Origin of the sequence: Lactobacillus gigeriorum DSM 23908 = CRBIP 24.85 (assembly GCF_000296855.1) — a bacterium.
GTDB classification, from domain to species: Bacteria; Bacillota; Bacilli; order Lactobacillales; family Lactobacillaceae; genus Lactobacillus; species Lactobacillus gigeriorum.
This window is the reverse complement of sequence record NZ_CAKC01000086.1, coordinates 38,791-51,917: the sequence shown is the minus strand read 5'-3', so window position 1 is coordinate 51,917 and position 13,127 is coordinate 38,791. Positions and strand designations below refer to the sequence as shown.

At 37.9% G+C, this 13,127-nt stretch carries 13 protein-coding genes; all 13 read left to right on the top strand.

Features of this window, described 5'->3' with window-relative positions; genetic code table 11:
- Positions 1-10: 10 nt before the first annotated feature.
- The 13 genes from BN52_RS07910 (at position 11) to BN52_RS07850 (ending at position 13,028) form a co-directional block, all read left to right on the top strand.
- Entirely contained in the window at positions 11-790 is a 780-nt protein-coding gene (locus BN52_RS07910) for a ParA family protein (RefSeq protein WP_008473956.1), read from the top strand.
- Positions 768-1,652, top strand: a complete 885-nt coding sequence (locus BN52_RS07905; RefSeq protein WP_008473955.1) for a ParB/RepB/Spo0J family partition protein — start codon at positions 768-770, stop codon at positions 1,650-1,652. The genes BN52_RS07910 and BN52_RS07905 overlap by 23 nt, the downstream gene beginning before the upstream one ends.
- On the top strand, positions 1,645-1,932 hold the full coding sequence (locus tag BN52_RS07900) for a DUF951 domain-containing protein (protein WP_008473954.1): 288 nt from the start codon (positions 1,645-1,647) through the stop codon (positions 1,930-1,932). The genes BN52_RS07905 and BN52_RS07900 overlap by 8 nt, the downstream gene beginning before the upstream one ends.
- A 1-nt stretch (position 1,933) precedes the next feature.
- Positions 1,934-3,034 carry a redox-regulated ATPase YchF gene (ychF, locus tag BN52_RS07895; protein WP_008473953.1) on the top strand — a complete coding sequence of 367 codons (1,101 nt, stop codon included), beginning with the start codon at positions 1,934-1,936 and terminating at the stop codon, positions 3,032-3,034.
- Positions 3,035-3,042: 8 nt separating this feature from the next.
- Positions 3,043-3,825: a DUF1129 family protein gene (locus BN52_RS07890; RefSeq protein WP_008473952.1), complete on the top strand. Its 783-nt coding sequence runs from the start codon at positions 3,043-3,045 to the stop codon at positions 3,823-3,825.
- A 107-nt stretch (positions 3,826-3,932) separates the two neighbouring features.
- Positions 3,933-5,666 (top strand): ABC transporter ATP-binding protein, encoded by a 1,734-nt coding sequence (locus tag BN52_RS07885; RefSeq protein ID WP_008473951.1) that lies wholly within the window; start codon positions 3,933-3,935, stop codon positions 5,664-5,666.
- Position 5,667: 1 nt separating this feature from the next.
- The gene (locus BN52_RS07880) at positions 5,668-7,530 is read left to right on the top strand and encodes an ABC transporter ATP-binding protein (protein WP_008473950.1); all 1,863 of its coding nucleotides are present in this window, start codon (positions 5,668-5,670) and stop codon (positions 7,528-7,530) included.
- Positions 7,531-7,713: 183 nt separating this feature from the next.
- Positions 7,714-8,400 (top strand): response regulator transcription factor CroR, encoded by a 687-nt coding sequence (gene croR, locus BN52_RS07875; protein ID WP_008473949.1) that lies wholly within the window; start codon positions 7,714-7,716, stop codon positions 8,398-8,400.
- Between the two features lies 1 nt (position 8,401).
- Positions 8,402-9,553 carry a sensor histidine kinase gene (locus tag BN52_RS07870; protein ID WP_008473948.1) on the top strand — a complete coding sequence of 384 codons (1,152 nt, stop codon included), beginning with the start codon at positions 8,402-8,404 and terminating at the stop codon, positions 9,551-9,553.
- Between the two features lie 52 nt (positions 9,554-9,605).
- Positions 9,606-11,177: a UDP-N-acetylmuramoyl-L-alanyl-D-glutamate--2,6-diaminopimelate ligase gene (locus BN52_RS07865; RefSeq protein ID WP_008473947.1), complete on the top strand. Its 1,572-nt coding sequence runs from the start codon at positions 9,606-9,608 to the stop codon at positions 11,175-11,177.
- Positions 11,178-11,190: 13 nt separating this feature from the next.
- Positions 11,191-11,940, top strand: coding sequence for an aspartate/glutamate racemase family protein (locus tag BN52_RS07860; RefSeq protein ID WP_008473946.1), 750 nt, complete (start codon positions 11,191-11,193; stop codon positions 11,938-11,940).
- Positions 11,941-12,307: 367 nt separating this feature from the next.
- Entirely contained in the window at positions 12,308-12,520 is a 213-nt protein-coding gene (locus BN52_RS07855; protein WP_008473945.1) for a helix-turn-helix transcriptional regulator, read from the top strand.
- The gene (locus BN52_RS07850) at positions 12,507-13,028 is read left to right on the top strand and encodes a DUF3278 domain-containing protein (RefSeq protein WP_008473943.1); all 522 of its coding nucleotides are present in this window, start codon (positions 12,507-12,509) and stop codon (positions 13,026-13,028) included. The genes BN52_RS07855 and BN52_RS07850 overlap by 14 nt, the downstream gene beginning before the upstream one ends.
- Positions 13,029-13,127: the final 99 nt, after the last annotated feature.

The following is a 13,127-nucleotide window of genomic DNA, read 5'->3' as shown; positions in this document are numbered from 1 at the left end:
GGTAAAACATATGGTAAATGTAATTTCGGTTGCTAATCAAAAAGGAGGAGTAGGTAAAACTACCACCACCATTAATTTAGCAGCCTCAATTGCCGACCGTGGTTACCGTGTTTTAATTGTGGATATCGATCCTCAAGGAAATGCTACCTCTGGTTTAGGAATTGAAAAATCAGAGATTGACCAGGACATTTACAATGTTTTGATTGATGAAGTTCCATTGAAAGAAACCGTACATCATACTTCAACCAAAGGTTTGGATGCAGTACCAGCAACCATCAATTTGTCTGGTGCAGAAACTGAATTGATCAGTATGATTGCTAGAGAAACACGATTAAAGTCAGCACTGGATGCTGTGAGCGATGATTACGACTTTGTATTTATTGATTGTCCACCTTCGTTAGGACAACTTTCGATCAATGCTTTTACGGCATCTGATTCAATTTTAATTCCAGTTCAAAGCGAATATTATGCTATGGAAGGTTTGAGTCAATTGCTCAACACAATCCGCTTAGTGCAAAAGCACTTCAATAAGGACTTAGGGGTTGAAGGCGTTTTGTTGACAATGCTAGATGCAAGAACCAATCTCGGTGCAGAAGTAGTCAAGGAAGTGCAATCATACTTCAACAAGAAGGTCTACAAGACCATCATTCCAAGAATTACCAAATTGGCAGAAGCGCCAAGTTATGGTCAACCAATTACGGAATATGCCCCTCGTTCACGTGGAGCTAAGGTTTATGATGATTTGGCAAAAGAGGTGTTAAAAGCTCATGGTAAGAGACTCAAAAAGTAAAGAACCAAGAAAAAAAGGTGGCTTAGGACGTGGAATTGAAGCGTTATTTGAAGATGAGCCCCAAATTAATGAAGCAGAAGAAATTAAAGAGCTAGATTTAGCCGCCATTCGCCCTAATCCTTATCAACCAAGAAAAACTTTTGACGATAAGAGCCTCAAGGAATTGGCTGATTCAATTAAGGAAAATGGCGTTTTTCAGCCAATTATTGTACGTAAGGCAATTAACGGTTATGAAATCATTGCAGGTGAAAGACGTTTTCGCGCATCAAAATTAGCTAAGAAGACGACAATTCCAGCTATTATCAGGAAGTTTGACGAAAGTCAAATGATGGAAGTTGCGGTCTTAGAAAACTTGCAACGTGAAGACTTAACGCCACTTGAAGAAGCTCAAGCATATGAAATGCTACAGAAGAATCTTGGTTTGACTCAAGAAGAAGTTTCTAAGCGCATGGGCAAATCTCGACCATATATTGCTAACTATTTGCGATTATTGACTTTGCCAAGCAAAACTAAACGCTTATTGCAACGTGGAGAATTGTCAATGGGCCAAGCTCGAACTTTGCTTGGGCTCAAAGATAAAGATCGAATTGATGAAGTGGCCAAGCGCGTAGCCAAAGAAGGAATTCCGGTACGTAAGGTTGAAGCTTTAGTTGCCTCAATTAATGCCAAAAAGCCACGTAAGAAAACCGTGCAAAAATCAGCCTTCATTCGTGCTAGTGAAAGTCAGTTAGCTGATAAATTTGGTGCAACCGTTAATATTTCTGAAAATAAGAAGGGCAAAGGTCATCTTTCCATCGACTTTAGCTCAATTGATGAATTGAATCGAATTTTAGATATTTTAGGCGTTGATCTCGATGATTAAAAATGATGCATACAATTTGGCAGATACGGTTCAGATGAAAAAACCGCATGCGTGTCAAAAAAATGATTGGGAAATTCTGCGCATAGGTGCAGATATTCGGTTAAAATGTATGGGGTGCGGTCACATAGTTATGTTAAAACGGGCCGAATTCAACCATAAGGTCAAAAAAGTTTTAACCAAGGCCAATGATCCGGTGAACTTAAAGAAGGAACTTTATGTGCCTAAGGATAAAATTATGCGACCATTTTTAGAACAAAAAAATATAGAAGAAGAGGAATAATATGTCATTAACTGCTGGTATTGTCGGCTTACCTAATGTTGGTAAGTCAACTTTGTTTAACGCAATCACAAAAGCTGGAGCCGAAATGGCCAACTATCCATTTGCTACGATTGAACCAAATATGGGGATGGTTGAGGTTCCTGATAGCCGTTTAGCAAGAATTCAAGAATTGATTCCGGCTAAGAAGATTGTGCACACTACGTTTGAATTTACTGATATTGCTGGTTTAGTAAAGGGTGCATCTAAGGGTGAAGGTTTAGGTAATAAGTTCTTGGAAAACATTCGTCAAACTGATGCAATTGTGCACGTAGTAAGAGCCTTTGATGATGCTAATATTACCTCTGTTACTGGTAAAGTTGATCCAGAAGAAGATATCAACACGATCAACTTGGAGTTAGCGATTGCTGACCTTGATGCAGTTAACCGTAGAATTAACAAGGTTAAAAAGGTTGCACAACAAGGTGATAAAGAAGCTAAGGCTGAATATGCTGTTCTTGAAAAATTACAACCAGTTTTGGAAGAAGGAAATCCTGCTCGTTCAATCAACTTTAACGATGATGAAAAGAAGATTGTTAAAGGCTTGTTTTTATTGACTTCGAAACCTGTTATTTATGTAGCCAACATCGCTGAAGATTCAATGGCTGATCCTGAAGCTGACAAGTATTACCAAATTGTTAAGGCTCATGCAGAAAAAGAAGGCGCTGAATGCTTAGGCATTTCAGCTGCTACTGAAGAAGAAATTGCAGGTCTTGATGATGATGAAAAGCAAGAATTCTTAGAAGCTGAAGGCGTTGAAGAATCTGGTTTGGATCGTTTGATTCGTGCTGCTTACCACATCTTAGGTTTGCGTACCTTCTTCACTGCTGGTGGTCCTGAAACTAGAGCTTGGACTTTCCACCAAGGCATGAAAGCTCCTCAAGTAGCTGGCGTTATTCACTCAGACTTTGAACGTGGTTTTATTCGTGCTGAAGTAGTATCTTTTGATGATTTGAACAAGTACGAGACTATGCAAAAAGTTAAGGAGGCTGGTCGTCTTCGTCTTGAAGGTAAAGAATACGAAGTTGAAGACGGCGATATTATCGAATTTAGATTTAACGTTTAGGGGGAAAAATGGCTGAAGAAAAAAAAAACGCCAAGATTGATAATCAAAAACAAAGCAAGTTGAAAAATCAGGCGGAACGTGCTAGTCAAGAAGAAGCATTAAAGCAAACCAGTCCTGAAGAATTGCGTGGGATGTTAACTAATAAAAATGCTGATTACGTTTTCCGTTTGCAAAAGGAATTAGAGCATCAGGGCAAGATGACGGCTGATGCGGCTTATGCTAAAGTAGCTGATCTTTTACCAGAAATCGTTGCTGCGCAACGCCGCGGACAACCTGCTAACAGTTTTTATATGGCATCGCCAAAGATCAAGGCACAAGAAATATTGCATCCACATGTAGCTCCAAAGGCTACTGCTTTTTGGCAAAAAGCTGTGGATAACATTTTATTGATGTTTGTAATTTTTGCCGCTTTTTACGGCGTAATGGGCGTGTTTAATACTAAGTATCAAACTAATCAAAACGGAATTACCGTTGTCGTAGTTATTTCTGCTTTGGTTGGGGCATTAATGACTAAGTATAATGATTGGGTTTTGCCTGCCAAAGGTCAAACTAAACCATCTTTCTGGAAGATGATTTTGATCAGTGCCGCTTTCATTGCTATTTTAATGGTGGCAATTATGGTTTTGACTTTGCCAGCGTTAAGCGTAATTAATCCAGTTTTACCTGGTATTGTATACATTATTTTAGCAGTTATAGCATATGGTGGCCGTTACTGGTTTAGAAAGCAATACCACATTGTAGGATCTTCATTTGCTGGAACTTCTACAATCCAAGATTCTGAAAATAAATAATTTGCAATTGTTGTTAAATTTATTTACAATAGTTCTTATGTTTAAGGGATAAATGAGTATAGGCTCGTTTATCCTTTTTTATAGTTGTGTAAGAAGGGGGCTTTTAGGTGATAAAAACGCTTAGTAAGTCGATCCGCCAATATAAGAAATTGACACTTCTATCGCCATTATTCGTTATTTGCGAAGTAATCTTAGAAATGTTGATTCCTTACTTAGTTGGTCTGCTGGTCGACGAAGGAATTATGAAGGGAAACATGACCTACATTAACAAATGGGGTTTGATCTTGTTGGTTTTAACCATTGTTTCTCTAATTTTAGGAGCATCTGCTAGTTACGTTTCTGCACATGCGGCAGCTGGATTTGCTGCTAACCTGCGTCAAGACATGTTCTATCATATGCAAGATTATGCTTTTGAAAACATCGACAAGTTTTCAAGTTCAAGTTTGGTAACGCGTTTAACTACCGATGTAAGCAACGTGCAATTATCTTACCAGATGTTAATCAGAATTGCGGTTAGAGCACCAATGATGTTGGTGGTCTCGGTAGTAATGTCCGTTATTATTAGCCCAAGATTATCGCTAATCTTCTTGGTTATTGCACCAATTTTCGTATTGTTGTTAGTCTTAATCATTAAGAGTGCATATCCATACTTCCCTAAGATCTTTAGAGGCTATGATCGAATGAATCAAGTCGTTCGTGAAAATGTTCGTGGTATTAGAGAAGTTAAAACCTATGTTCAAGAACAAGCACAAATTGCCAAATTTGAAAAAGCTTCTGGTTTTATCTACAAGTTATTCACAACTGCTCAAAAGTTGATATCACTCAACGCCCTTGTGGTAGCGGCCGTTTTGAACATTGCTACCTTAGCAATCTGTTGGTTTGGTGCGCATGAAATTGTTGGGGGAAACTTGCAAACAGGACAATTGATTTCAATGTTCTCATATTCAAATTCAGTTTTGTTTAGTTTGAATATTTTAGCCATGATTTCAACCCAGATCATTATTTCTGGTGCTAGTGGTCGAAGAATTGCGGATGTGATCAATGAAAAGCCAGCGATCGAAAATCCACGTAAGCCACTTGATCATTTGAACAATGGGGATATTTTATTTGACCATGTAAGTTTCAAATATGATCCAGCAGATCATGCAGAAGCTTTGCATGATATTAATTTACACATTAGTCCAGGGGAAACAATCGGAATTATCGGAGAGACTGGTTCTTCAAAGTCAACTTTGATTTCAATGATTCCAAGACTTTATGATGTAACTTCTGGTGCAGTGAGAGTTGCTGGCCATAACGTTAAATCGTACGATCTTAAGACGCTTCGTGACAATGTAGCGGTAGTTTTACAAAAGAACGTATTATTCTCAGGCACGATCAAGGAAAACTTGAAGTGGGGAAATGAACATGCAACTGATAAAGAAATTATCGCTGCTGCTAAAATTGCCCATGCAGATGGCTTCGTAAGAGAAATGCCAGATGGTTACGATACGATGGTTGAACAAGGCGGTAACAACGTTTCTGGTGGACAAAAGCAACGTTTGACCATTGCTCGTGCTTTGCTTAAGAAACCAAAAATTTTGATCTTGGATGATTCGACTTCAGCGGTTGATACCAGCACGGAACGTGAAATTCGCGAATCTTTGGCTAAGGACTTGCCAGAAACTACGAAGATTATCATTTCACAACGGATTGTTTCTATTAAAGATGCTGACCGTATTATCGTAATGAATCATGGCAGGATCGAAGATATTGGTAGTCATGATGAATTGATGCAAAGAAACGAACTTTATAGTTCAATTGCCAAATTCCAATCTGAACAAGGAAATAGAGGTGAGTAGTTTGGGACAAGTTGAACAAGCAGCAGTTAAGCCACATCGTTCAAGAACATTAGGTAGATTATTTAAGTTGATCCTTACTACTAGCCCATGGATGCTAATCGTTTCTGCAATTACGATTGTTCTTGCAGCCGCAGCCAATGTTGCTGGTACTTTATTTATTGAACGATTGATCAACGATTACATTACGCCATTAGTAAAGCAGGTCCAACATGGCCAAAATCCTAATTTCGGCCCATTGACTTATGCAATCTTAGTAATGCTAGGCGTTTATGCAATTGGTTTTATTTCTAACTATTTATTTACCGTAATTATGGCGATTTTGGCGCAAAAGGTACAATACCGCGTACGTAACAACATGTTTACTCATATGGAAAGTTTGCCAATTTCGTACTTTGATCAAAACGATTACGGTGATATCATGTCGCGTTATACCAACGATATTGATACCTTGATGCAAATGATCTCACAGTCAATTCCACAGTTCGCTAACTCGGTGCTTACCTTGGTGTTTGTGGTAACTGCCATGGTTACGCTTAGTTGGCAATTAACGATTTTCTCGATGATTGTTTTTGCTTTATCATTTGGTATTGTTCGCTATTTGACCACTAAGTCGAGTCACTACTTCAAACTCCAACAAAAAGAATTGGGTAAGATCAATGGTTACAATGAGGAAATGCTCAACGGCTTGAAAGTTATTAAGGTCTTTTCTCATGAAGAAGCAATTAAGCAAGACTTCAATAAATACAATGAAGAATTACGGAAAGCCTCTGGTATGGCTAACACTTACGCCACGATCTTATTCCCAATTATGGGTAACATGGGGAACTTACTCTATGTTTTAATTGCCTTTGTCGGAGGAATGGTAGCCATCAATGGTTGGGCCCCATTAACTTTAGGTGCAATCGCTTCTTTCTTGCAATTATCAAAGCAATTCAGTATGCCAATTGCTCAGATTTCGCAACAGTTGAATTCAATTGTGATGGCAATTGCTGGTGCACAGCGAATCTTTGAATTGCAGGACCAAGAAATTGAAGTTGATGATGGTACTGTAACGATTTCACGCAATCAAACAGTTAAGGGTGCATGGGATTGGAATGTACCTGAAAATGGTCAAACCAAGAAGATACCCGTTCGTGGACATATCGTCTTTGATCATGTTAACTTTTCATACATTCCAGGACATCAAATTTTGCACCATATCTCAATTGATGCTAAGCCCGGAATGAAGGTCGCTTTGGTTGGTGAAACTGGTGCAGGTAAGACGACCATTTCCAATATGCTTAATCGCTTCTATGAAATCGATTCGGGAACGATTACTTATGATGGAATTCCAATTAAGAACATCAAGAAGGATGACCTACGTCGTTCATTGTCAATCGTTTTGCAAGAAACGCACATGTTTACCGGTACTATTATGGAAAACATTCGTTTAGGTAATCCAGAAGCTAGCGACGATGAAGTTTACCAAGCTGCAAGATTATCTCATGCCGATGAGTTTATCCATGAACTCGATGATGGTTATGATACGGTGATCGATGGTAATGGTGGGGATTTATCCCAAGGACAAATGCAGCTATTAAGTATTGCTCGAGCTATGATCGCTGATGAACCAGTAATGATTTTGGATGAAGCTACCTCAAGTATTGATACTAGAACCGAAAAAATGGTGCAAGCAGGGATGGATAACTTGTTGGCAGGTAGAACGAGTTTCGTAATTGCTCACAGATTATCCACAATTGTTAACTCCGATTTGATTTTAGTACTTGATCACGGTCATATTATCGAAGCTGGTACGCATGAACAATTATTAGCCAAGAAGGGTTACTATTACGAGCTCTACACTGGTAAAAAAGAAATTCAATAATCACGGATCCTGAGACCTCGGTCTTGGGATTTTTTTGTGGAAAAGTTATTTTTCTGTTAAGTTTTCCAAAATAACTACCTCTTCGGCGATGACAATAGTTAAAATCGAGTACAAGTAGTAAACTATAAGTAGTATGCTGAAAACAATTTATTAACAGATTATCCAAAGAGAGGGGTTTTCATAGTGAAAATCTTAGTTGTTGATGACGATAAAGAAATCGTAGAATTATTGAGCATTTATCTAAAAAATGAAGGCTATGAGCCAATCGCTGCTTACAGTGGAAAAGAAGCTATTACTAAATTGTCTACGACTCCAGATATCAGTTTAATGATTTTGGATGTAATGATGCCTAATATGTCAGGAATTGACGTAGTCAAGGAAGTCAGAAGAGATTCAGATATACCAATTATTATTGTTTCTGCTAAGACTGGCGATATGGATAAAATTCAAGGTTTAATTACAGGAGCAGATGACTATGTAGCTAAACCATTTAATCCATTAGAAGTGATGGCAAGAGTTCGTTCGCTTTTGCGTAGAAGCCAAAAACAAGTTCGCGATGAAAAGCCAGATGTGCTAGAAGTCGGACCTTTAGTAATCAATCGGGATTCACATGAAGTTAAGACGCTTGATGGCAAGATGATTCAACTAACAGCACTTGAATTTGGTATTTTATACTTGCTTGCAAGTCATCCTAATCGAGTTTTCTCAGCCGATGAAATTTTTGAACGTGTCTGGCAACAAGAATCATTGGTTTCTGCTAAGACCGTTATGGTCCACGTTTCTCACTTAAGAGATAAGATTCAAAAAGCAACTGATGGCGAAGAGGTTATTCAAACTGTTTGGGGCGTAGGCTATAAGGTTGAGGCCTAACATGAAAAAAGAAGCAGTAAAATTAACCGCTGCCGAGAAAAGCGAATTAATCGCTGAAGGGGTAGTAACTGTAGTTTTATTGTTATTGTTGAATATGTCGATCATCATCTTGATTCACTTAGCAATATTGCAAGATCAAAATTTGGTCAATGGGATTTACTTTATCAAGATGAATATGACTTTTGCTGGCAATTACCATTTATGGTCGTGGCAGCGAATTTTTATTATCCTAATGGGAATCGGCGATTTGATTGTGCTGTATTGGCGCTTGATTCGGCGGTATCATCAAATGCAACTACGGCATGTAATTTCAGAATTGCATTACATTGCTGATGGCCATTTTGATCATCGAATTTCATTTGCTGTAAGAACTGATTTGCAGCGAGTAATTGATTCCATCAATTCTTTAGTTGATAGTACGGTTAATTCGATTAATGAGGAACGCGCAATCGAAAAATCAAAAGATGAATTGATTACTAACGTTTCCCATGATATTCGCACCCCTTTGACATCAATCATTGGCTATTTAGGCTTGTTAAAATCGGGCAATGTTAATGCTGAAGATGCGAAAAAATACATTGATATTGCTTATACCAAAGCTGAACAGATGAAATCGTTAGCTAATGATTTATTGGAATATACGACGATCAAGTCCAACAATACTAAATTGCAACTGACTTCGCTTCATATCTATTCGATGTTGGAACAAGTTGAAGCCGGATTTGAATTAGAAGCAGAAAAAAAGGACATTACGTTTGAAATTGAGGCCCGTCCCAAAAAATTAACTATTCAAGCAGATCCAGAAAAGTTAGTGCGAGTCTATAATAATTTGATCAATAATGCTTTTAAATATGGCACGGGTGCTACCAAAATTAGATTGATTGCTAATTTAGTTAATAAGACTGAAGTTGAATTACGAGTGGAAAACAATGGTGCGAAGATTCCTGAAGCTTCTTTGAAGAAGATTTTTGAACGTTTCTACCGCGTTGAAGGATCACGCAATAAGCTGACTGGCGGGACAGGCTTAGGATTATCGATTACTCAAGGGATTGTCGAATTGCACCATGGAACGATTCGCTGTGAATCCGATGATCATTGGACTAGTTTTATCATTCGTTTACCACTAGACCCTGAAAAAACGCAACTTGCCTAGCTGTGATATAATTTTCACTGAACAATAATATCTATTCGAGGAGAAAAACCGCATGAGTATTTCTTTAAATACCTGTATTTTAATATTGAAAGAACACCATCTGCTTAAGTCTAGCGCCGTTCAAGATGCGGTAGCTACTAAGATGGAATATGTTTCTTATGATTCAAGAGACATTGCCACCAACACTTTGTTTTTCTGCAAAGGTGCTGGGTTTAGACCAACTTATTTGTCAATGGCAAAAGATAATGGGGCAATTTGCTATGTAGCTGAACAGCCTTATCCTGAAGGCAAAGGAATGCATGCGTTAATTGTGCGCGATGTTTCTAAGGCGATGGCTTTGCTTTCTGCTGCCTTTTTCCGTTTTCCACAAGATGATCTATTTGTGGTTGCTTTTACGGGAACGAAAGGCAAGACCACTTCTTCCTATTTCTTGAAGGGGATGCTTGACCAAATCAATGGTGGTAGGACGGCTTTGATTTCAAGTGTGAACAACATTTTAGGGACTAAGCCTGAAGACAGCTTTAAGTCAAGCTTGACTACGCCAGAATCGCTCGACTTGTTCCGTGATATGCGTCAAGCTGTAGACAATGGCATGACTCACTTGGTAATGGAAGTTTCTAGTCAAGCATATAAGAAAAATCGAGTATTTGGCTTAACTTATGACTTGGGCTTTTTCTTAAATATTTCGCCTGATCATATTGGTCCAAATGAACACCCTAACTTTGCAGATTACTTACACTGCAAATTACAATTACTAGTAAATTCACGCAAGTGTATCATCAACGCAGAAACTGATCACTTTGATGAAGTGTATGCTGCTGCAACAACCACCACCAATCCAGATAGCATTTACTTATTTGCTAGTGAAAAGTTTGAAAATGCTAAGTTGAAAGTTCCAGTAGACTTTAGATATGCTTCACAAGAAAGCGATCTAAGAGAAACCAAATTCCGTCTCTTCTGTGCCAGTGATAAAGCACAACAATTGGCAATTGCTGGCGATTATACTTTGCAAATGTTGGGTGATTTTAACCAATCCAATGGTACAGCCGCAATTATTGGTGCAGGTTTAGCAGGTGAAGATCACGATCATGCTGCTAAAGGCATTCGTCACGTCACGATTCCTGGTAGAATGCAGACTGAAATGACTAAGAGTCATGGTATGGTGGTAGTTGACTATGCTCATAATAAAGCTTCAATGATGGCTTTGATGCGCTTCATGCAACGAGAATTTAACAATCCTCGGATTATTGTCGTTGTTGGTGCTCCAGGGGACAAGGGAGTATCGCGTCGTCCTGGCTTTAGCGAAAGTCTGACGGCATATGCTAATAAAGCTTACTTGACTACTGATGATCCGGGATTTGAAGATCCACAATCAATTGCAGAAGAAATCGATTCTGGAATTGATCATTCACGATGTGAAGTTACGATTGAGCTTGACCGTAAAAAGGCAATTCATGATGCTATTGCTGAAGCTGGTAAAGACGATGTGATTTTGATTTGTGGTAAGGGTGCTGATGCTTTCCAAAAGATTCGTGGCATTAACACGCCATACCCATCTGACATCGTCGTAGCGCAACAAGTAATTAATGAGCTTGAAGGCGAAAACGAACATTTTAACGGATAAGAAGACTGATTAAATGAGACATTTTTTTAGTATTATTGGTGGTATGGGGACGATTGCAACTGAAAGCTACGTTCGCTTGATTAACCACCGGGTAAAAATTACCCGCGATCAAGATTATTTGAATTATATTTTGGTCAATGATGCCCAAATTCCTGACCGTACGGCTTATATTAAAGACCATACTAAGCCAAATTTCTTTTATGATTTAAAAGAAGATATTTTAGGCCAAGCTCAATTGCATCCTGACTTTTTTGTGATGCCATGTAATACGGCACATTATTTTTATGATGAACTAGCAGAATTAACTTCCATTCCGTTTCTTAATATGATGCGGATAGCAGTGCATCAATTCATTGAAAAATATCCCAAAGAAACTAAGATTGGATTAATTGCTACAGAAGGATCGATTTTTGATCATTTATATGAAGATGAAATTCATCGCGTTCATCGTAAAGTCGAATTTGGTGGTCCAGAAATTCAACCAATGGTAACCAAGTTAATTTATCACGATATTAAAGAACAAGGCATTGTTGATCCTAAGTTATATCATCAGATTTTACAAAAAATGCATGATGATTACGGCTGTAATGTGATCCTATTAGGCTGTACGGAATTATCTTTGGCACAAGAAAAAGCTCCAGACCATCCTTACAATGTGATTGATCCACAATCAATTTTGGCAGATGTGTCAATTGAACTAGCTTTAAAAATCAGAAATGGCATGGATCCACAAGAAGCCTGTGCTAAATATCTTTATAAATAAAAGCAAAAAGCATGGTTATCCATGCTTTTTTGACTGAATAGGAAAGAATAGCTACCAGATGTGAAAATATGTGTTGCTTAAGGAAAATACAGGTACAATATGTAGTGTAGGCTAATTTACAACTGCCCAATGAAATATTTCTATCTTTCTCACTCATAATGAAATATGCTGTTCATTTCGTGTTTACTTAGGGTCAAGGGATGTCTCATCCTATGAGAAGTCCAAAAATACATTTTGTTAACCACATAAAGGTTCAAAATGTATTTTTTTCAGGAATAATGTCTTATATAATTGACAATTATTTAATAGATTACTACAATAAAAGTAAAGTAAGTCATATATAGTTGACAATTGGGGTGAGAAAGCATTGAACCGAGTTAGAGAATATCGCAAGGCAAAAAAGCTTTCACAGATGGAATTAGCGGAAGCAATCGGTGTTGCGAGACAAACTATCAACTTAATTGAGAATAATAAGTACAATCCGTCCTTAGATTTATGCTTACGTTTGGCGCATCGATTGGGAACGGATCTTAACTCACTATTTTGGGATGGAGACGAAGTAAAGAATGAAGAAAGCTAAGTTAATAGAAAAAATCTATAAACATTTTTGGGGAACTGAAGGTCCAATTGACGAATATCGACGTCAGGAACTTAATCGAATTGGTAGTAATGCTTATATGATAACTTTTTGGCTACAGGCGCCGATATTTTTAGCTGGTTTCTTAGCTTCGGATCAGTGGACACTATTTGCCACAACGCGCATCTTTATGATCGGAGCTATGATTGAGCTGTACATTCCACTAATTTACATTAGTATCCAAATGCGTAAGCTACATTTACATGATAATGAAGTTTCGCAAGAAAAGCTTCATACTGCTAAGATTGCCACTTGGCGTAGAGCCATTTTTTCAGGGATTTTATTTGGAGTTTTGTTTTTAGCTTATGAAACCATCGATAGAGGAAGATCGATTGATAATTATTGGTTAGAAGTTTTTGTACCTAGTATCTTAGCTATGGTTGTTTACATGATTTTGGTCGGTTTTGTCAAATTGCGACGAATCAAAGTTGTTGACGATGACGAGGAATAATTTAGAAAAATGTATTTGACAAATCGCTAAAATAATATTACTGTATTAGATAGATAGAACAGTAAACAAAAGAGTGATATTTGATGCGAAAAGTTCTAG

Excerpts from the sequence above, each read along its gene's own strand:
- BN52_RS07910 (WP_008473956.1), top strand. The coding sequence starts at position 11 with ATGGTAAATGTAATTTCGGTTGCTAATCAAAAAGGAGGAGTAGGTAAA.
- BN52_RS07905 (WP_008473955.1), top strand. The coding sequence starts at position 768 with ATGGTAAGAGACTCAAAAAGTAAAGAACCAAGAAAAAAAGGTGGCTTA.
- BN52_RS07890 (WP_008473952.1), top strand. The coding sequence starts at position 3,043 with ATGGCTGAAGAAAAAAAAAACGCCAAGATTGATAATCAAAAACAAAGC.
- BN52_RS07865 (WP_008473947.1), top strand. The coding sequence starts at position 9,606 with ATGAGTATTTCTTTAAATACCTGTATTTTAATATTGAAAGAACACCAT.
- BN52_RS07860 (WP_008473946.1), top strand. The coding sequence starts at position 11,191 with ATGAGACATTTTTTTAGTATTATTGGTGGTATGGGGACGATTGCAACT.
- BN52_RS07900 (WP_008473954.1), top strand. The coding sequence starts at position 1,645 with ATGATTAAAAATGATGCATACAATTTGGCAGATACGGTTCAGATGAAA.
- BN52_RS07870 (WP_008473948.1), top strand. The coding sequence starts at position 8,402 with ATGAAAAAAGAAGCAGTAAAATTAACCGCTGCCGAGAAAAGCGAATTA.
- ychF (WP_008473953.1), top strand. The coding sequence starts at position 1,934 with ATGTCATTAACTGCTGGTATTGTCGGCTTACCTAATGTTGGTAAGTCA.
- BN52_RS07850 (WP_008473943.1), top strand. The coding sequence starts at position 12,507 with ATGAAGAAAGCTAAGTTAATAGAAAAAATCTATAAACATTTTTGGGGA.